Consider the following 17633-nt stretch of genomic DNA (forward strand, 5'->3'; position numbering starts at 1 on the left):
TTTTGCCGCGTGGCTTACTGCGCGGCGGGCAACAGGAACCGCGCAATCACCGGCAAATGATTGGAGATACGCACCGTATCGCTCTGGCGCACCTTGCTCTCAACCTTCTTGATGCGCGAGCTGTGGAACAGGTAATCCAGCGTACGATCCGGCCCCTCTACGGTTGGGTCATTCGGGAAATACGTCAGCCACTTGTCCCGGTCAATCCCGCTGGATTGGCTGTTGCTCGGGATCATCGGGTACTTTTCCCACAGCAGGTGCAGCTCACTGTCCGGCGAGTATTGCCCGCGCTTGTCGGGGTCCAGGCGCAGGAATTGCCCGAGCGGCAACAGGTTGAAATCCCCACCCATCAGCCATGGCGTGCCGCGGCTCTCGAATTTATCCACCAGCTTGACGGTCGCCTGCACCTGTTCCAGCACGGCGTTGTGCCCGGGGGCCGCGCCGTCCAGGCGAGTATTGAGCACGGCCAACTGGCCGCCATCGCTCAACGGCAGGTAGGTCAGCAATAACGCGGGCTTGGGCTGGAACTGACGGCTGATCAGGTTGGCGCGTGCCACCGGCAATTGCAGGCGCTCGGCGTGTTCGATCTGGTAGCGGCTCATGGTCACCAGCTTGCGGCCGACGCTGCCGAAGATATGCAGGTCGGGCACGAAGTCGGCTTTCCAGTCGAAGGCCTGGGCGCTGCACGGGTAGAGGTCGGCCAGGCGCTCCTGGAGCAAGGCCAGTTGGTCCTGGTAGCTGGAAGGCTTGGCGCCTTCGTCGACTTCCTGCAACAGCAGGATGTCGGGCTGCTCGTCGCGGATCACCCGCGCCACTTCGTCGAGGCTTGAAGCCATGTCTTCAACGGTCGGGCGGTCGTCCGGGCCGCTGCCGTCCGAGGTGTCGTACCAGAACACGTAGTTCTTGCCCGCCAGGTACTGCACGTTCCAGGTCATGACCTTTAGCGCCTGCCCAGGCAGCAGGGTCGGCGCACGGGGCGCGACGCAGCGGATGGGCAGGGTTTCCTTGTCGGCAGGGCGCCAGGTCAGGCTGTAGATCAAGCCGGTCAGCAGGGCCGCGAGGATCAGCAGGCCCAGCAAGGTAATGCGCAGTAGTCGGGTCATCGGCTCGGCTTATGGCGTTGCAGGACAGGCCCGGAGCATATCACCGCGCGTCGGCGTCGCCACCAATCAACATGAACAGGCGGAACAACACCACGCTGGTGAACAGTTGCAGGAAGCTTTGTGCGCTGTCGATCAGCAGGCCCAGCAGCGGGTTCGGGTCCGGATAGACGGCCACGCTGGCGCCCTTGAGCAACCACAGCGGGGTCATCACGCACAGCAGGCACACCAGGATCCGCCAGAAATGCCCACGGGTCAGGCGCAGGCTTTCCTTCATGGCCGACAGCGCCGACATGCCCCGCAGCACCAGCAGGTATTCGGCGAAAGCCAGCACCACCATCAGCCACAGGCCGGGCAGGAAATACAGCGACAGGCCCAGCAGGATCAGCAGCGTGCTGATTGCCGTCAGCAGGGCAAAGCGCGGCCACAGGGTCAGGGCCATGGCCAGCACATCCAGGGTGCGCGGCGATTCACCCCGGGTGCGGGCGTCGAGGAACAGGATCAGTGCGCCGGTGTACAGCGGGTACACCAGCAGCCCGATCACCACGCTGTAACCGGGAAACGCGTCTGGGCCGAGCGTGTGGTCGAGCACCTGTTGCAGCAGGGCTTCGAGGATCACCAGTGGCAGGCACAACTGCACGATGGCGCCCAGGTTGCGCTTGAAAAAGAAGAAGGAGTCGCGCAATACGTCTAACGGATTCATCAGGGTCTTCACAGGCCGAAAAGCAAGGGCGTTACTTTAACCGATCAAGAGCAGATGCAAGCAAACGTAAACCTTGCGTAAAGACCATTGAAACAATCAGCAACAGCCCCATAACTGGGTTGTACCTTGCACATCGTGCGCAAGGCGAAGATTTCTACCGGCAATCTAACGAGGTCGCCATGAACAGCGAAGAACAAACCCTGATCGACGGACTGTTTTCACGGTTGCAGCAAGCCGAAACGGACTCAGCCCCCCGCGACGCCCAGGCTGAAGCGCGGATCAAGGAACACGTCACTCGCCAACCGGTCGCTGCGTACTACATGACCCAGTCGATTCTGGTGCAAGAGCACGCGATCAAGAGCCTCGATGCGCAGAACAAGCAGCAGGCCCAGCAGATCCAGGAGTTGCAGGACCAACTGCAACAGGCCAGGTCCCAGGCGGCGCAGCCTGCACCGAGCAGTGGCGGTTTCCTGTCGAGCATTTTCGGCGGCGGTTCCCGTGACCCGCAGCCGACCCAGAGCGCACCGGCGTCGTCGGGCGGTGGCTGGCGTGAACCAGCGCGTCCGTCGTTTGGCGGGCAACCTGCGCCGCAGCAGAATTACGGTGCTCCCCAGCAGAACTATCAGCAGCCCCAACAGGCACCCGCAGCGCCGATTGGCAGCGGTTTCCTCGGCGGCGCCCTGAAAACCGCAGCTGGCGTGGCCGGTGGTGTGATGCTGGCAGAAGGCATCAGCAGCCTGTTCAGCCACAACTCGCAACAACCGCAAGTGGTTGAAGAGATCATCCGCGAAGAGCCGGCCCCGGCCAGCGACAACGGCAACTGGGGCAACGACGACCAGAAATATGCCGGCAACGACAGCTGGGGCAGCGACAACGCCTCCGACAGCTTCGCCGACAACGACTATTCCGACGACTCCTCCTCCTTTGGCGACGACGATTCCTTCGTCTGACCCACACTCAACCGGGGCGCTTCGTCGCCCCGGGCTGATTTTTCTCGGAAACTCCCTTGTGGCTGGCATACTGGCAACCTTTCCGGGCCCTTGAGTCCGGGGTCCATGCGCGTGTCATGAGGATTTGCGGTGAAAAAGATAGCCGTGTTCGCCGATGTACAAAACCTCTACTACACCGTGCGCCAGGCGTACGGCTGTCACTTCAACTACGCCGCCCTGTGGGCTGATATCAGCCAGCGCGGGCAGATTGTCGAGGCGTATGCCTATGCCATCGACCGTGGCGACAGCAAACAGCAGCAGTTCCAGCAGATCCTGCGCAACCTGGGTTTTACCGTGAAGCTCAAGCCTTACATCCAGCGCAGCGACGGCTCGGCCAAGGGCGACTGGGACGTGGGCATCACCATCGACATCATGGACGCCGCCGCCCATGTCGACGAAGTGGTGCTGGCCTCCGGCGACGGTGATTTCGACATGCTGCTGGACCGCATCATCAGCAAGCACGGCGTCGAAGCCGTGGCCTACGGCGTGCCGGGGCTGACGGCCAACTCATTGATACGCGCCGCCAGCCGCTACGTGCCGATTGAAGGCGCGTTGCTGCTTAAATAGATTTTTGACGGAGTTGGAACAGGTTTGGAACGTATAGCGGTCATCGACTTTGAAACCACCGGCATCCAGCCGAGCAGCAGCTGCCGGGCCACGGAAATCGCCGTGGTCATCCTGGAGCAGGGCCAGATCGTGGACCGCTACCAGAGCCTGATGAACGCTGGTGTGCGTGTGCCGGGGTTTATCGAGCAACTGACCGGCATCAGCAACGCCATGCTGCGCACCGCACCGTCGGCGGAGCGGGTGATGAACGAGGTGAACGAGTTTGTCGGCACCACGCCGCTGCTGGCCCACAACGCCGCGTTTGACCAGAAGTTCTGGGATTTCGAGCTGGGGTTGATCCGGCGTACGCGTTTGCAGAAGTTTGCCTGTTCGCTATTGCTGGCGCGACGCTTGATGCCGGCGGCGCCGAATCACAAGCTGGGTACCCTGACCTCATTTGCCCAACTGCCCCACACCGGCAAGGCTCACCGGGCGATGGCGGACGCGGAGATGGCGGCGAACCTTACCGCGCATCTGGCCGAGGAACTGCGTCGCACCCACGGGTTGCGGGAGTTGTCACACGAATTGCTGTGCAGCCTGCAGAAGGTTCCGGCGGCGAAGATCAATGATCATCTGAAGAAGCATCGCGGGTTCTAAGTCGCTTGAGCAGAACTCCATCTTCAACATGACGAAGATCCAAATGTGGGAGCGGGCTTGCTCGCGAATACGGAGTATCAGCAAACACATGCGCTGACTGACACACCGCATTCGCGAGCAAGCCCGCTCCCACATTAGTTTTGCGGTGTTATCGAGGCTGTAAGCAGTCCAGCGACCGATCCACCACCACCTTCGAATCAGTGAAGCTACTGACGTCATCGCAGGCAAGCCACACACAGTTGAGCGCGGGTGTTTCAAGCAACTCGGTCAACTATGGCGATCGTTCCCACGCTCCGCGTGGGAATGCCGCCCTGGACGCTCTGCGTCCGCTCTTCAAGTCGTGACGCAGAGCGTCACCGGATGCGTTCCCACGCAGAGCGTGGGAACGAGCTGCAGAGCGGCGTGTTCAGTTGCCACTCTTCCCATTCCCCTCCAACTGCCCCAACGGCACCCGCCGCTCTATCGCGCTCGACAAGATGATCGAGGTCTTGCTGAACCCGAATTTCGCCACCCGATTGATCAGGTTCTCCAGCTCCGGCATCGAGCCCACCGCCGCCTGCATGATCACGCACGGATCGCCCGTCACCCGATGGCATTCAGTCAACTCGGGAATTTCCGACAGCGCGTCGTAAACCTTCTGGCTCCCATGATTGGTCAACCGCAACTCAATCACGCACTGGATCGGCAACCCCACCTTCGACAGGTCGACCTTGGCCTGATACCCGGTAATCACACCACTGGCTTCCAGTTTCGCCACTCGCTCAGCCACGGCGGGCGCGGACAGGTTCACGGTGCGCGCCAGTTGCGCGTAGGACGCGCGGCCGTCTTCCAGCAGGGCGCTGAGAAGCATACGGTCGTATTTGTCCATGATAAGGCTCCGGGAATGCATAGCTTTCGAAAGCACGGTTTATAGCCTTGATAACCATGTTTTGAAAAGTGTACTGGCGCTTTAAACAGGTTTTGTAACTTATGTTTAAGGCCGGGGATTTCTAAAATAACGCTCCCTTGTCCTGCCACAGAGCTGCCCAATGCCTGGCCCACGTCGCTTTCCCTTACCGTTGATCGCCGCCTTTTTTGCGTTGTACGTGATCTGGGGGTCTACCTACCTGGTGATTCGCATTGGTGTGGAGTACTGGCCGCCGCTGTTGCTGGCGGGGATTCGCTTTATGACGGCGGGCGCGCTGATGTATGCCTTCCTGCGCTGGCGTGGGGCCCCGGCGCCGACCTGGGTGCAGTGGAAGGCTGCCGCGAAGATCGGCATTTTGCTGCTGACCTTCGGCAACGGTGCGGTCAGTGTGGCAGAACATACGGGCGTGGCGTCCGGGGTTGCCGCGTTGGCGGTGGCGACGGTGCCGTTGTTCACCTTGCTCTGTGGTTATTTCTGGGGCGCGCGTAATACCCGTCTGGAATGGGCCGGGGTGGTGCTGGGGATTATCGGTATCGCCATGCTCAATATGGGCTCCAACCTGCAATCGAGCCCCACCGGTGCGGCCTTGCTGATTTTTGCGGCGGCGGCCTGGGCCTTTGGTTCGGTGTGGAGCAAGCATTTGCCGCTGCCTCAAGGCGCGATGGCCAGTGCGGCGGAGATGCTGATCGCAGGTTTCGTGCTGCTGTTGCTCAGTGCCGTCAGCGGCGAACACCTCCAAGCCATGCCGCCGCTGGAAGGCTGGCTGGCCCTGGCGTACTTGACCGTGTTCGGCTCGATCATCGCCTTCAATGCCTATATGTACCTGCTCAAGCACGTACGCCCCGCGGCGGCCACCAGCTATGCCTACGTCAACCCGGCGGTGGCGGTGTTGCTCGGGATTGTGTTTGTCGGCGAGACCATCGGCACGGAAGAAGCCCTGGCGATGCTGGTGATTATCAGCGCGGTGCTGCTGATCAGCCTGCCACAGTGGCGAAAGCCAAAACCGGAAATAAGGTAAACTGCCGCGCATTGCGACCCTGCGCTGACTTTTTCCTACGGTATTTCCATGACTTTCGCCACACTTGGCCTGATCGAACCCTTGCTGCGCGCCCTTGAGACGCTTGGCTACCAGACCCCGACGCCGGTGCAGGCGCAAGCCATTCCGGCGGTGCTGGCAGGCCGTGACCTGATGGCTGCGGCCCAGACCGGCACCGGCAAGACCGCCGGTTTCGCCGTGCCGCTGCTGCAACTGCTGACCATGGAAGGGCCGAAAGTCAGCGCCAACTCGGTGCGCGCGCTGATCCTGTGCCCGACCCGCGAACTGGCCGAGCAGGTTCATGCGAGCGTCGCCGAGTACGCCCAAAACGTGCCGCTGACCACTTACGCCGTGTACGGCGGCGTGAGCATCAACCCGCAGATGATGAAGCTGCGCAAAGGCGTTGATGTGCTGGTCGCCACCCCTGGCCGCCTGATCGACCTGTTCCGCCAGAACGCGCTGAAGCTCAACCAGCTGCAAACCCTGGTGCTGGATGAAGCCGACCGCATGCTCGACCTGGGCTTCTCCGAAGAACTGGCGAACATCTACCGCATGCTGCCGAAAAAGCGCCAGACCTTGCTGTTCTCCGCAACCTTCTCCGACGAGATCCGCCAGTTGGCCGGGCAGATGCTCAACGACCCGCTGACCGTCGAAGTCAGCCCGCGCAACGTCGCTGCCAACACCGTCAAGCAATGGGTGGTGCCGGTGGACAAGAAGCGCAAGGCCGAGCTGTTTGTGCACCTGATGCGCAAGGGCCGCTGGAAGCAGGTGCTGGTGTTCGCCAAGACCCGTAACGGTGTGGACGCGCTGGTGGAAAAACTCCAGGGCCTGGGCATCAATGCCGACGGGATTCACGGCGACAAGCCACAAGCCACGCGCCAGCGTGCGCTGGATCGCTTCAAGAGCAGTGACGTGCAGATCCTGGTGGCCACCGACGTGGCGGCCCGTGGCCTGGATATCGAAGACTTGCCGCTGGTGGTCAACTTTGACCTGCCGATCGTGGCCGAGGACTACATCCACCGCATCGGCCGTACCGGTCGTGCGGGCAACACCGGCGAGGCGATTTCCCTGGTGTGCGCCGATGAAGTGAACATGCTGTCGGCCATCGAGATGCTGACCCGTCAGACGTTGACCCGGAAGATGGAGCAGGACTTCGAACCGGAGCACCGTGTGCCGGATACCGATGCCACTGGTCAGGTGGTGAAGAAGCCGAAAAAGCCGAAGAAACCCAAGGCTTCGGGCGGCGGTGGTGGCAAGCGCAACCTGGGCAAGTGGGTGGACAGCGGGGAGGCGACGCCGGTCGAGCCTTCGATCAAGCCAGTGCGTAAGGTGCCCGTGTTTAACACCGGGCCGCGGAAAAAGAAGTAGGGCTTGTTGGTTATCAAGTAAACGCATAGTGACTATCGTGAGCGGAGCAATTCCGCTCGCGTCAAGTTGTGCCTCGTCATCCTTGATGAGTTATTGCTTGTGATTTGGATATTTTTTGTAATTGTCGCCGTGTTTAAGTGCTGGAACTTAAAATGCTTCATTTCCACTGAGGTTGAGTCAGAAACTGATTTCTGAATGACGAACTTAGATGGAGATGTAGATATGGCTGTGTTTTTAGTACCTTTTGTTTTGCCGGTCCTGGCGGCGGCGGGCATTATCGGCGGCGTTGTTGTAGACGGCGAAATCAAGAAAGGCAAGGCCGCTGACGAGAAAGCTTTCAAGCAGGTAGAGTTGCGTGTGGCCGAATTAAGGTCCCGGGTTGAAGATCATGCGGCGCGCGGCGAGTATGGGCAGGCAATCCATTCGTTCAGAGAGTTGATGTCGTTGTATGAGGCTAATTATTCGATCAGTCCTGAGATAAGGGCGCCATTGGATAAGTATCTACAGGATATGCTTTATACCAGTCAGGAAGAGGGCCAGAAACTCAGCTACGCCTTCAAGCAGGAATGGAACGATTTGAAACACGGCGATCCTTCCAGACTCTTCAGTGCGTATTCAGGTTATATAGAAAATCTGAAAATTTTACTGCCTGAAGAGGATGCTTTCCTGCAGAAGCAAGTAACAGCTTTTAAACGTGCCTATCCCGATCTAACAGCCAGTTGAGTCAGAGGTAACTTTGCTGCCGGGCGGTGATGGGGTGAGTGGGTCATGCCGGGGTGGCCGGCCTCAACCACTCAAGAACACCGCGCCCTGCCGCCTGCCCGCTGGCAAAACACCCCGTCAGCAAATACCCGCCCGTCGGCGCCTCCCAGTCCAGCATCTCGCCTGCGCAAAAAACGCCCGGCAATTGCTTGATCATCAAGCGTTCATCCAGCGCCTCAAACGGCACGCCGCCTGCGGTACTGATGGCTTCATCCATTGGCCGGGTTTTCACCAGCGTCAGCGGCAGCGCCTTGATATCCACCGCCAGCTGCGCCGGATCATTGAAGTGCTCCGCCGGTGACAGCTCGCGCAAAAGCGCCGCCTTCACCCCATCCAATCCCAACTGACTGTGCAAATGCTTGCTCATCGAGCGTGAGCCGCGCGGCTTGCTCAGCGCTGCGATCACCTTGTCCAGTGGCTTACTCGGCAACAGGTCAATGTGCACCGTGGCCGATCCATCCCGGTTGATCGCCTCACGAATCGGTGCCGACAACGCATAGATCAGGCTGCCTTCGATGCCCGTGGCGGTGACCACACATTCCCCCAGCCGTGGCTTGTCGTCTGCCAGGCCAATGGCGACGTTTTTCAGCGGTGCCCCGGCGAATTTACTGACCATCAACTCGCTCCAGGCCGACACCTCGAAGCCACAGTTGCTCGGTTGCAACGCCGCGTAAGGCACGCCTTTGTCTTCCAGCAACTTCAGCCACGCCCCATCCGAGCCCAAGCGCGACCAACTGCCGCCGCCCAAGGCCAGCAACACCGCATCACCGCATACGCTTTTGTCGCCCTCGGGGCTGTGGATAAGCAGGCTGCCGTCGGCATTCCAGCCCAGCCAGCGATGGCGGGTGTGGATAACTACGCCCTGGTCGCGCAGGCGCTTGAGCCAGGCCCGCAGCAGCGGGGCGGCTTTCATGTCAGTAGGAAACACCCGGCCGGAGCTGCCGATAAAGGTTTCAATCCCCAGCCCGTGTATCCATTCGCACAACGCATCGGCACCGAACTGGCGCAGCAACGGCGCCATGCACGGCGCCCGTTCGGCATAGCGCGCCAGAAACGCCGGGTACGGTTCGGAATGGGTGATGTTCATGCCCCCCACGCCCGCCAGCAGGAACTTGCGGCCTACCGAGGGCATACCGTCGTACAGGTCGACCCGGATCCCGGCCTGGCTCAACACTTCGGCGGCCATCAGCCCGGCCGGGCCGCCGCCGATGATGATGACGTGTTGAGATGGGGTTTGAGTCTGGGGCATGGGGATAACTGCGGTTCGGCAAAGTAGGCCGAGCATTCTACCCGAGGATGCTCATGCTGCCTGATCAAAAAACATACAGCCTTCTGCAGGCCAGGCGGCTTATGGCCTGTAGGGGCTTTCACTCAGGTTATCCACAGGCAGTTCCACAGCGATTGTGGGTAACGCGCATAACTCAATGACAGCCTGATGATGTCCAGACGCGCTGCGCGCTGTGGTGCAGGATCCCGTGGCGACGGGCCAGGGCAGGGCGGTCTTTGCTGTAGCCGCCGCCGATCACCCCGACCACCGGAATATCGCGGCCCAGGCAGTGCCGCATCACGCTTTCATCGCGGGCGGCGACGCCTTGGTCTGTCAGCTTGAGGTAGCCGAGGGCGTCGTCCTTGTGCACATCCACGCCGGCGTCATACAGCACCAGGTCGGGCTGATACAGCGGCAGCAGGTAGTTGAGGGCATCGTCGACCACCTTGAGGTAGTCCGCGTCGCCCATGCCCATGGGCAGCGGGATGTCCCAGTCGCTTTGCGCCTTGCGCGCGGGGAAGTTCTTTTCGCAGTGCAGGGACACGGTGATTGCATCCGGGGTGTCGTGGAGGATGCGTGCGGTGCCGTCGCCCTGGTGCACATCGCAGTCGAAGATCAGCACCCGGTTGACCCGCCCGCTGGCCAGCAGGTAATGGCTGATCACGGCCAGGTCATTGAAGATGCAGAAACCCGCCGGGTAATCGTAGTGGGCGTGGTGGGTGCCGCCGGCCAGGTGGCAGGCCAGGCCGTGCTCCAGGGCCTGCTCGGCGGCCAGCAACGAGCCGCCCACCGCGCGCACGGTGCGCCGGGCCAGGGCTTCGCTCCAAGGCAGGCCAAGGCGCCGTTGGTCTTCGCGCGACAACTCGCCGCTCATGTAGCGTTCGATATACCCAGGTTCATGGGCCAGGGCCAGAATCTCGGCGGGGCAGAGTTCCGGGCGCAGCAGTTGGCTGTCCCGTGTCAGGCCGCTCTCCACCAGGTGGTCACGCAGCAGGCGGAATTTATCCATGGGGAAGCGGTGGTCTGCCGGGAACTCGGGGCTGTAGTCGTCGTGGTAGATCAATGGCAAGGGCATGGCGATTTCTGACGGGAACCAGCGACGGATCTTAACAGCGCGTTACACTCACGCACATGGCAAGGGAGGGGGACCAATGGAGCCGATACTGCAATTGGAAAGCGCACGCCTGGTGCTGCGCCAATGGAGCGATGCCGACTTGCCGGAGTTTGCGCGCATGTGCGCCGACCCGCAGGTGATGCGGTATTTCCCGGCCACCTTGAGCCGCCTGGAAAGTGCTGCGCTGATCGGACGTATTCGCGGCCATTTTGCCGAGTACGGTTTTGGCCTGTGGGCCTTGCAGCGCAAGGACAGCGGCGAGTTCATCGGCCTCACCGGCTTGCTGAATGTGAGCTTCGAGGCCCCGTTCACTCCGGCGGTGGAGATCGGCTGGCGCCTGGCCAGGGAACACTGGGGCCTGGGTTACGCCAGCGAAGCCGCCTGGACTGCCCTGCGCTGTGGTTTCGACCGGCTGAAGCTGGACGAAATCGTTTCGTTTACCACTGAAGCCAATCTGCCATCACAAAAAGTCATGCAGGCCATCGGTATGCATTACGATCCCCTGGCAGATTTTGAACACCCCAAGGTCGCAGCGGATGACCCCTTGCGGCATCATGTGTTGTATCGCATCACCCGCGCCCAATGGTTGGACACGCTGCACGGATAAGCAGCCCGGAATGCCCAATAGATTGTTGTAGGAGATGCTCTATGAGCCAAGTGTTGGAAGATCTGGTGGACCTGCTGACCCTGGAACCGATCGAGGAAAACCTCTTTCGCGGCCGCAGCCAGGACCTGGGCTTTCGCCAGCTGTTCGGCGGCCAGGTGCTCGGCCAGTCGCTGTCGGCGGCCAGCCAGACCGTTGAAGAGGCGCGGCATGTGCATTCGTTGCACGGTTACTTCCTGCGCCCCGGCGATGCGGCGTTGCCGGTGGTGTATTCGGTTGACCGGGTGCGCGATGGCGGCAGTTTCAGCACGCGCCGGGTGACGGCGATCCAGAAGGGCAACCCGATCTTCACCTGCAGCGCTTCGTTCCAGTACGACGAAGAAGGCTTCGAGCACCAGACCACCATGCCTGTGGTGGTTGGTCCGGAAAACCTGCCCTCGGAGCTGGAACTGACCCAGCAGCGTGCGCACCTGATTCCCGAGCACATGCGCGAAAAGCTGCTGTGCCCCAAGCCGATCGAAGTAAGGCCGGTGACCGAGAAAGACCCGTACAACCCGCAGCCGTCCGACCCGGTCAAATACGTGTGGTTTCGTGCGGACGGCGCCCTGGCCGACTCGCCGGCGCTGCACAAATACCTGCTGGCCTACGCTTCGGACTTCGGCCTGCTGACCACCTCGCTGCTGCCCCACGGCAAGACCGTGTGGCAGAAAGACATGCAAGTCGCCAGCCTCGACCACGCGCTGTGGTTCCACGCCGACCTGCGTGCCGATGACTGGTTGCTCTACGCCATGGACAGCCCATGGGCCGGCAATTCCCGTGGGTTCTCCCGGGGCAGCGTGTACAACCGCGCCGGGCAACTGGTGGCATCGGTTACCCAGGAAGGCTTGATTCGTCATCGCAAGGATTGGGCATGAGCCTCAGTGATGTGAAGCACTGGGTGTTCGACATGGATGGCACCCTGACGGTGGCCGTGCATGATTTTGCGGCGATCCGCGTGGCGCTGGATATTCCGGCGACTGACGACATTCTTACGCACCTGGCGGCGTTGCCCGCCGATGAAGCAGCGGCCAAGCATGCGTGGTTGCTTGCGCATGAGCGTGAGCTGGCGCTGGGTTCGGTAGCCGCTACCGGTGCCGTGGAGTTGGTGCGGGAATTGGCCGGGCGGGGTTATCGCCTGGGCATCCTGACGCGCAATGCACGGGAGCTGGCCCATGTGACATTGCAGGCGATCGGCCTGGCGGACTGCTTTGCAGCCGAGGATGTGTTGGGGCGTGATGATGCGCCGCCCAAGCCTGACCCGGGTGGTTTGTTGAAGCTGGCGCGAGCGTGGGAAGTGGCGCCGCAAGAGATGGTGATGGTCGGTGATTACCGGTTTGATCTGGATTGCGGGCGGGCGGCGGGGACGAAGACTGTGCTGGTCAATCTGCCGGAAAACCCGTGGCCGGATCTGGCGGATTGGCATGCTGAAGATTGCGCGGTATTGCGCCGGATGATTTAGTCCGGTCGATGAAAATCCAATGTGGGAGCGGGCTTGCTCGCGAATGCGGTGTGTCAGTCAATACATAGGCTGACTGATCCACCGCATTCGCGAGCAAGCCCGCTCCCACATTTTTGATCCGGTTTCTTCAGTGGTTATTGGAACAGTACTTTCTGCCCCTCAGGCGACGTAAACATCTTGTCCCCGTTATGCCCAACCCCCGGCACTTCCACCAGCTTGTGGCCCAACTGCGGGTGCCGTTGCTTGAGGTAGTCAAAATAATTGTGCCCGCGAATCAAGCGATACGCGCCCTGGGTTTCAGCGCCGCAGCTCTTGTCCAGCGCCGGGTGATTCGGGTCGGTGTCCTGCTGGCCCAGCAAGTAAGTGACATTACGCGAGACGTAAGCCTGCTCCAGCTGCTCGGCACTTTGCCCCTTGGCGTAGGCCGGCAGGTTTTGCATGCCGTACTTCCAGTCGTTGAAGCCCTGGCAACTGGCAACATCGAATTTCACCGGACGCTGTGGGCTGAAGTACGCGTAGGACGACGGGTTGGCCACCACATAACGCAGGCTGATGCCCTCGGTTTGCAGCAGCGGGTGATCATGCCCGGTCAGCGCAAAACGCTGCACCACTTGGCCGCCACCGGAATGGCCGGCCACCACGATTTCCTTCAGGTTCGGGAACAGCTTGCGGTTGCCCAGGTGCTTGATGATCTGGTCCAGCGCGCCGTAGGAGCTGATCTGGCCCGGGCCTGTGGACGGCTCGCCGGCCATCCAGTCGTTACTGTTCCAGCGCAGGGTCTGGCTGTCGATCTGGTTGCGCTTGAGGTCGGTCTGGTTGAGGAACTGTGGCGCAATCACCAGGGTATTGGCGTTTTGTCCTGCGGCTTCGGCCGCTTTTTCGCCGCTGTCCAGGTAGGTCATCGCGTTGCGCAGGCGACCATGCACGATGATCAGCGCGCGGGTAACTTGAGGCAGCGGCTGGCGCCAGTCCTGGCTCAAGCCGACGCTCAGGTCGCCGGCATCCAGGTGAAAACGATCGGGACTGACCACCTTGACGCCATGTTCGGCAGCCCAGGTGGAGGAGGAACAGGTGATCAACAAACCTAACAGCAGACCCAGTCGTTTATTCATTTAAAGGCTCTTGGCGGTAAAGGTGTCGCATTGAGTGATCTGGCCCTGGGCGAAGCCGGTCTTGAACCAGCGAACCCGCTGTGCCGAGGTGCCGTGGGTAAACGAGTCAGGCACCACGCGGCCCTGGCCCTGTTGCTGCAAGCGGTCATCGCCAATCGCGTTGGCCGCATTCAGTGCTTCTTCAATGTCGCCGGGCTCCAGCCAGTTCAGGCGCTTTTGCGCGCGGTTGGCCCACACCCCGGCGAAGCAGTCGGCTTGCAGCTCCTGGCGCACCAGCAGGCCGCCGTCGCCTTGCATCTGCCGGCCTTGCTGGCGGGCTGCCTGAATCTTCGCCGAGATGCCCAGCAGCGTCTGCACGTGATGTCCGACTTCATGAGCGATCACGTAGGCCTGGGCGAAGTCGCCGGCGGCCTTGAAGCGCTGGGACATTTCCCGGAAGAAATCCAGGTCCAGGTATACCTGTTGGTCTGCCGGGCAATAGAACGGCCCGCTGGCGGACGTGGCGCCACCGCAGGCGGAGTTCACCCGGCCACGGAACAGGATCAGTTTGGGGTTCTTGTAGGTCAGGCCGTTTTCCTGGAACACCTGGGCCCAGGTGTCTTCGGTGTCGCCGAGTACGGCGCGCACGAAGTCGGCTTGTTCATCATTGGCCGGCGGCGCCTGGCGGGTTTGCGGGCTGACGGAGGGCGCTTGCTCGGTGAGCTGGCCGCTGAGTTGCCCGAGGATCTGCATCGGGTCCTGGCCGGTCAGCCAGCCGATGCCGACGATCAGCACGATGGCCGTCAGGCTCAGGCCCTTGCCGCCCCCAAAACGCATGCCACCGCCACCGCCGCCGCTGTCATCGCGGGCGTCTACCACGTTGTCGCTGCGTCGGCCTTTTTTCCATAGCATGTGGCAATCCTCTTTGTGAACCTGCAGCTCAGTGTTGTTGGTGTGTAGGGTTGGCGCCAGTCCGGCTGTCTGACGATGCTAAACGCTGCGTCGTCCGATCTGTATGAAGCTTGTGTCAGTCGCGGCAATACCCTTCGCCGGTGTCGACGATCAGGCAGTCCTTCTTGTCGGCCAGCCATTTCAGGCCAGTGGCTTCGCCGTCGCCAGCGCTCAGGATCTGCGGGCCGTCCGGGCGTTCAAAGGTGATGCCGTCTTCGGATGCCTGGCCCTTGAAGGTGCCGGAATCGTCGTCATCCAGGCCGTATTTCATGGTCAGTACATAGTGGCCGCGGCCGATGCTGTCGTCCTTGGCGATGGTCAGGTTCAGGCCTTCGACGCCAATCCACTTGCCGACCCATTTGTCGGTGGGCAGCACTTGCGGTACCAACGTTGCCTGGACAGACGGCGGGGCGGGCGCCTTGGCGGTCTCGGCTTGCTTGTCGCAGGCGCTGAGCAGCGTCAGGGTCGAAAGAATCAACAGGGTTTTTTTCATGGTGAGAAAGCCTTGGTTAAAAAACGCGCAGTGGGCGGGGCGGCGTGAAGCGTTGGACTGGAAAACCGCAATTTAGTGCGCTGTTCGAACAGTGTTTGGTTATGCTCTTGAGCGAGGCGCTTTACCCGTTCTAGATTATGCCGCGGTATGCGGCGGTCATTTCAGCCTGCCACTCAAGAGAATGCAATGACCCTCAGTACCCCACTTTCCGGCGTCAACCACCCGCTCAAAGGCATTTTGCTGATTGTGGTGGCGACCTTTCTGTTTTCCAGCCACGACGCGCTGTCCAAATACCTGGCCGGGTTCTACCCGATCGTGATGGTGGTGTGGGCCCGCTACCTGGTGCACACGCTGTTGATGGCCGGGATCTTCCTGCCGCAATCGGGCCTGCGGGTACTGCGCAGCAAACGCCCTTTACTGCAAGTGGCGCGGGCGTTGTGCCTGCTGGGCACCAGTCTGTTCTTTACGGCGGCGCTGCACTTTATCCCGTTGGCCGAGGCCACGGCGGTCAACTTTCTTGCGCCGATCCTGGTCACCGCGTTGTCGGTGCCGCTGTTGGGTGAGCACGTGACCCGCGGCCAATGGCTGGCGGTGATTTGCGGGTTTATCGGGGTGCTGATCATTGTGCACCCGGGGGGTGAGCTGTTCACCCCGGCGGTGTTGTTGCCGCTGACGTCGGCGTTGTTCTTCTGCTTCTACCAACTGCTCACCCGCATCCTCAGCAAGTACGACACCCCCACCACCAGCAACTTCTTCGCCGGGTTGTGCAATACCTTGGTGATGAGCGCCTTGGTGCCGTTCTTCTGGCAGGTGCCGAGCCTGTGGCACGGGGTGCTGATGCTGGCGCTGGGCACTTGCGGGATGACCGCACACTTGATGCTGACCCAGGCCTTCCGCTTCGCAGCGCCAGCCCTGCTGGCGCCGTTCGGCTATTGCCAGATCGTGTTTGCGGGGTTGTTGGGCTGGCTGGTGTTCAACCACACCCCGGACCTGACCACCGTGGTCGGGATCGGGGTGATTTGCCTGAGCGGGTTGGCCGCTGCCTGGCAGCAGCGGCGCAGGTAGGAAACTCAGACCTCGACGGTCGGAATCTTGCGCGGCGCCATGAAGTACATCCAGATCAGCGCGATGAAGTACATCGCCGGAATCAGGGTGAACAGCACGGTGTAGTTGTTGTTGGTCACGGTCAGGATATGGCCGACGATTTGGGTCATGAACATCCCGCCGATGGCCGCGCACATGCCGCCAAAACCAAACACCGTACTCATCATGTGCTTGGGCGTGTAGTCCATCACCAGGCTCCAGATGTTGGCGGTCCAGGCCTGGTGCGCGCCGATGGCCAGGGAAATCGCAAACACCGCGACCCACAGGTGGCTGGAGCCGGCGGCCATGATCACTCCGACGATGCAGCAGGCAAACAGCAACATCGACAGCAGCCGCGCCTTGATCGGGTTCATCCCGCGTCCGATCAGGAACGAAGACAGGATCCCGCCGCCGATGCTGCCGAAGTCCGCCGTCAGGTAAATGATGATCAGCGGGATGCCCATCTGGGTCACGTTGATGCCCAGGTTGTATTGCTGATTCAGGAACGGCGGCAGCCAGTACAGGTAGAACCAGAACACCGGCGCGGTCATCGAGTAGGCGAGGGCGAAGGCCCAGGTGCCGCGCATCCGCAGGATCCGGCTGAACGGTACGCGGGGTTGTTCCGGTTCGACTTCCTGTTGCACGTAGTCCAGTTCCGATTGCTTCACGCTTGGATGGTCTTCCGGGTTGTAGTACTTCAAGCCCCAGAGCACCAGCCAGATCCCGCCCAGTGCCGACATGCACAGGAACGCCGCCTGCCAGCCCCACACGTGGAGGATCAGCGGCAGCAGCATCGGCGTCATCATCGCGCCGACGTTGGTGCCGGCGTTGAAGATCCCGGTGGCCACGGCACGCTCGCCAGCGGGGAACCACAGGCGGGTGGTCTTGACGCAGGCCGGGTAGTTGGCGGCTTCGGTCAGCCCGAGAATGAACCGGCAGACCATAAAACCCACCGCCGAGGTGGCCAGGCCATGGGCGCCGGTGGCCAGGCTCCACAGCAACACCGCGCAGAAGAACACGCGCTTGACGCCGACCCGGTCGATCAACCGGCCTTGCAGCACAAAGCCGATGGCGTAACCCACCTGGAACCAGAAGTTGATGTTGGCGTAGTCCATCGCCGTCCAGCTCATTTCCTTGGCCAGGATCGGTTGCATCACGCCGAGGGCGGCGCGGTCGATGTAGTTCAGGGTGGTGGCGAAAAACACCAGGGCCAGCATGCCCCAGCGGGTTTTACCGACAGCCATGGCGCCACGGATTTTGTCACCGATGCCGCTATGGGGATTGCTGTGGCCCACGGCCACGGCGGGATTTTGCGAAGGCATGAGGAAGTACCCGGTTTTTTGAAATTTTTATGGTGTGTTCAGGGTCTTGGTTAACCGAGGCCGCTCAATGGAAGCGGGGCTCAATGTGCTGTCGATGGTGCGCAGCGGCTAAAAAATCGTCAATTCGCCGATTGCCATTCTG

At 61.3% G+C, this 17633-nt stretch carries 19 protein-coding genes; 10 read left to right on the forward strand and 9 right to left on the reverse strand.

What is annotated here, in order from left to right:
• Window positions 1–14: 14 nt before the first annotated feature.
• Together HX814_RS18560 and HX814_RS18565 are read right to left on the reverse strand one after the other, a co-directional pair.
• Window positions 15–1103 carry an endonuclease/exonuclease/phosphatase family protein gene (locus tag HX814_RS18560; RefSeq protein WP_177008845.1) on the reverse strand — a complete coding sequence of 363 codons (1089 nt, stop codon included), beginning with the start codon at window positions 1101–1103 and terminating at the stop codon, window positions 15–17.
• Between the two features lie 40 nt (window positions 1104–1143).
• Window positions 1144–1803 (reverse strand): YciC family protein, encoded by a 660-nt coding sequence (locus HX814_RS18565; protein WP_003215498.1) that lies wholly within the window; start codon window positions 1801–1803, stop codon window positions 1144–1146.
• A 179-nt stretch (window positions 1804–1982) separates the two neighbouring features.
• On the opposite strand from HX814_RS18565, the gene HX814_RS18570 reads away from it, so the two are divergent.
• From HX814_RS18570 to HX814_RS18580, 3 genes are all read left to right on the forward strand, one after another.
• Entirely contained in the window at window positions 1983–2753 is a 771-nt protein-coding gene (locus HX814_RS18570; RefSeq protein WP_177008844.1) for a DUF2076 domain-containing protein, read from the forward strand.
• A gap of 129 nt (window positions 2754–2882) precedes the next feature.
• The gene (locus HX814_RS18575; protein WP_003215502.1) at window positions 2883–3359 is read left to right on the forward strand and encodes an NYN domain-containing protein; all 477 of its coding nucleotides are present in this window, start codon (window positions 2883–2885) and stop codon (window positions 3357–3359) included.
• 24 nt (window positions 3360–3383) lie between these two features.
• Window positions 3384–3995: a PolC-type DNA polymerase III gene (locus HX814_RS18580; protein WP_003215504.1), complete on the forward strand. Its 612-nt coding sequence runs from the start codon at window positions 3384–3386 to the stop codon at window positions 3993–3995.
• Window positions 3996–4401: 406 nt separating this feature from the next.
• Here HX814_RS18580 and HX814_RS18585 read toward each other — a convergent pair whose 3' ends face one another.
• Window positions 4402–4863: an Lrp/AsnC family transcriptional regulator gene (locus HX814_RS18585; RefSeq protein ID WP_003215506.1), complete on the reverse strand. Its 462-nt coding sequence runs from the start codon at window positions 4861–4863 to the stop codon at window positions 4402–4404.
• A 160-nt stretch (window positions 4864–5023) separates the two neighbouring features.
• Between HX814_RS18585 and yedA the strand changes: the two genes are divergently transcribed.
• The 3 genes from yedA to HX814_RS18600 all read left to right on the forward strand — a co-directional run bounded on the left by yedA (window position 5024) and on the right by HX814_RS18600 (window position 8029).
• Complete coding sequence (gene yedA / locus HX814_RS18590) at window positions 5024–5920, forward strand: drug/metabolite exporter YedA (protein WP_008436601.1); 897 nt, start codon at window positions 5024–5026, stop codon at window positions 5918–5920.
• A gap of 48 nt (window positions 5921–5968) precedes the next feature.
• The gene (locus tag HX814_RS18595; RefSeq protein ID WP_003215511.1) at window positions 5969–7306 is read left to right on the forward strand and encodes a DEAD/DEAH box helicase; all 1338 of its coding nucleotides are present in this window, start codon (window positions 5969–5971) and stop codon (window positions 7304–7306) included.
• A gap of 195 nt (window positions 7307–7501) precedes the next feature.
• Complete coding sequence (locus HX814_RS18600; protein ID WP_238544249.1) at window positions 7502–8029, forward strand: hypothetical protein; 528 nt, start codon at window positions 7502–7504, stop codon at window positions 8027–8029.
• Between the two features lie 43 nt (window positions 8030–8072).
• On the opposite strand, the gene HX814_RS18605 is transcribed toward HX814_RS18600, so the two are convergent.
• Entirely contained in the window at window positions 8073–9317 is a 1245-nt protein-coding gene (locus HX814_RS18605; protein ID WP_177008843.1) for a TIGR03862 family flavoprotein, read from the reverse strand.
• Between the two features lie 172 nt (window positions 9318–9489).
• Entirely contained in the window at window positions 9490–10410 is a 921-nt protein-coding gene (locus tag HX814_RS18610; RefSeq protein ID WP_008436610.1) for a histone deacetylase, read from the reverse strand.
• Window positions 10411–10486: 76 nt separating this feature from the next.
• On the opposite strand from HX814_RS18610, the gene HX814_RS18615 reads away from it, so the two are divergent.
• The 3 genes from HX814_RS18615 to HX814_RS18625 are packed head-to-tail and all read left to right on the forward strand — an operon-like array spanning window position 10487 to window position 12551.
• On the forward strand, window positions 10487–11056 hold the full coding sequence (locus HX814_RS18615; protein WP_003215518.1) for a GNAT family N-acetyltransferase: 570 nt from the start codon (window positions 10487–10489) through the stop codon (window positions 11054–11056).
• 41 nt (window positions 11057–11097) lie between these two features.
• Complete coding sequence (gene tesB / locus HX814_RS18620; RefSeq protein WP_003215520.1) at window positions 11098–11967, forward strand: acyl-CoA thioesterase II; 870 nt, start codon at window positions 11098–11100, stop codon at window positions 11965–11967.
• Window positions 11964–12551 carry an HAD family hydrolase gene (locus HX814_RS18625; RefSeq protein WP_177008842.1) on the forward strand — a complete coding sequence of 196 codons (588 nt, stop codon included), beginning with the start codon at window positions 11964–11966 and terminating at the stop codon, window positions 12549–12551. Before tesB ends, HX814_RS18625 begins: the two co-directional genes overlap by 4 nt.
• Window positions 12552–12685: 134 nt before the next feature.
• Here HX814_RS18625 and HX814_RS18630 read toward each other — a convergent pair whose 3' ends face one another.
• The 3 genes from HX814_RS18630 to HX814_RS18640 all read right to left on the reverse strand — a co-directional run bounded on the left by HX814_RS18630 (window position 12686) and on the right by HX814_RS18640 (window position 15086).
• Entirely contained in the window at window positions 12686–13663 is a 978-nt protein-coding gene (locus HX814_RS18630) for an alpha/beta hydrolase (RefSeq protein WP_177008841.1), read from the reverse strand.
• Window positions 13664–14554, reverse strand: coding sequence for a neutral zinc metallopeptidase (locus HX814_RS18635; protein ID WP_003215526.1), 891 nt, complete (start codon window positions 14552–14554; stop codon window positions 13664–13666).
• 115 nt (window positions 14555–14669) lie between these two features.
• Window positions 14670–15086: a hypothetical protein gene (locus tag HX814_RS18640; RefSeq protein WP_008436613.1), complete on the reverse strand. Its 417-nt coding sequence runs from the start codon at window positions 15084–15086 to the stop codon at window positions 14670–14672.
• Window positions 15087–15272: 186 nt separating this feature from the next.
• Between HX814_RS18640 and HX814_RS18645 the strand changes: the two genes are divergently transcribed.
• On the forward strand, window positions 15273–16151 hold the full coding sequence (locus HX814_RS18645) for a DMT family transporter (RefSeq protein WP_003215531.1): 879 nt from the start codon (window positions 15273–15275) through the stop codon (window positions 16149–16151).
• Between the two features lie 5 nt (window positions 16152–16156).
• Here HX814_RS18645 and HX814_RS18650 read toward each other — a convergent pair whose 3' ends face one another.
• Window positions 16157–17491 carry an MFS transporter gene (locus HX814_RS18650; RefSeq protein ID WP_003215533.1) on the reverse strand — a complete coding sequence of 445 codons (1335 nt, stop codon included), beginning with the start codon at window positions 17489–17491 and terminating at the stop codon, window positions 16157–16159.
• Window positions 17492–17633 lie beyond the last annotated feature (142 nt).

The sequence above is a fragment of the Pseudomonas sp. C8002 genome (genome assembly GCF_013385765.1).
Taxonomy (GTDB): domain Bacteria; phylum Pseudomonadota; class Gammaproteobacteria; order Pseudomonadales; family Pseudomonadaceae; genus Aquipseudomonas.

Bases quoted from the DNA above. Each gene is read 5' to 3' on its own strand.
- HX814_RS18635 (WP_003215526.1), bottom strand. From the start codon at position 14,554: ATGCTATGGAAAAAAGGCCGACGCAGCGACAACGTGGTAGACGCCCGC.
- HX814_RS18595 (WP_003215511.1), top strand. From the start codon at position 5,969: ATGACTTTCGCCACACTTGGCCTGATCGAACCCTTGCTGCGCGCCCTT.
- HX814_RS18560 (WP_177008845.1), bottom strand. From the start codon at position 1,103: ATGACCCGACTACTGCGCATTACCTTGCTGGGCCTGCTGATCCTCGCG.
- HX814_RS18600 (WP_238544249.1), top strand. From the start codon at position 7,502: ATGACGAACTTAGATGGAGATGTAGATATGGCTGTGTTTTTAGTACCT.
- HX814_RS18630 (WP_177008841.1), bottom strand. From the start codon at position 13,663: ATGAATAAACGACTGGGTCTGCTGTTAGGTTTGTTGATCACCTGTTCC.
- tesB (WP_003215520.1), top strand. From the start codon at position 11,098: ATGAGCCAAGTGTTGGAAGATCTGGTGGACCTGCTGACCCTGGAACCG.
- HX814_RS18650 (WP_003215533.1), bottom strand. From the start codon at position 17,491: ATGCCTTCGCAAAATCCCGCCGTGGCCGTGGGCCACAGCAATCCCCAT.
- HX814_RS18615 (WP_003215518.1), top strand. From the start codon at position 10,487: ATGGAGCCGATACTGCAATTGGAAAGCGCACGCCTGGTGCTGCGCCAA.
- HX814_RS18625 (WP_177008842.1), top strand. From the start codon at position 11,964: ATGAGCCTCAGTGATGTGAAGCACTGGGTGTTCGACATGGATGGCACC.
- HX814_RS18605 (WP_177008843.1), bottom strand. From the start codon at position 9,317: ATGCCCCAGACTCAAACCCCATCTCAACACGTCATCATCATCGGCGGC.
- HX814_RS18585 (WP_003215506.1), bottom strand. From the start codon at position 4,863: ATGGACAAATACGACCGTATGCTTCTCAGCGCCCTGCTGGAAGACGGC.
- yedA (WP_008436601.1), top strand. From the start codon at position 5,024: ATGCCTGGCCCACGTCGCTTTCCCTTACCGTTGATCGCCGCCTTTTTT.
- HX814_RS18640 (WP_008436613.1), bottom strand. From the start codon at position 15,086: ATGAAAAAAACCCTGTTGATTCTTTCGACCCTGACGCTGCTCAGCGCC.
- HX814_RS18610 (WP_008436610.1), bottom strand. From the start codon at position 10,410: ATGCCCTTGCCATTGATCTACCACGACGACTACAGCCCCGAGTTCCCG.
- HX814_RS18570 (WP_177008844.1), top strand. From the start codon at position 1,983: ATGAACAGCGAAGAACAAACCCTGATCGACGGACTGTTTTCACGGTTG.
- HX814_RS18565 (WP_003215498.1), bottom strand. From the start codon at position 1,803: ATGAATCCGTTAGACGTATTGCGCGACTCCTTCTTCTTTTTCAAGCGC.
- HX814_RS18645 (WP_003215531.1), top strand. From the start codon at position 15,273: ATGACCCTCAGTACCCCACTTTCCGGCGTCAACCACCCGCTCAAAGGC.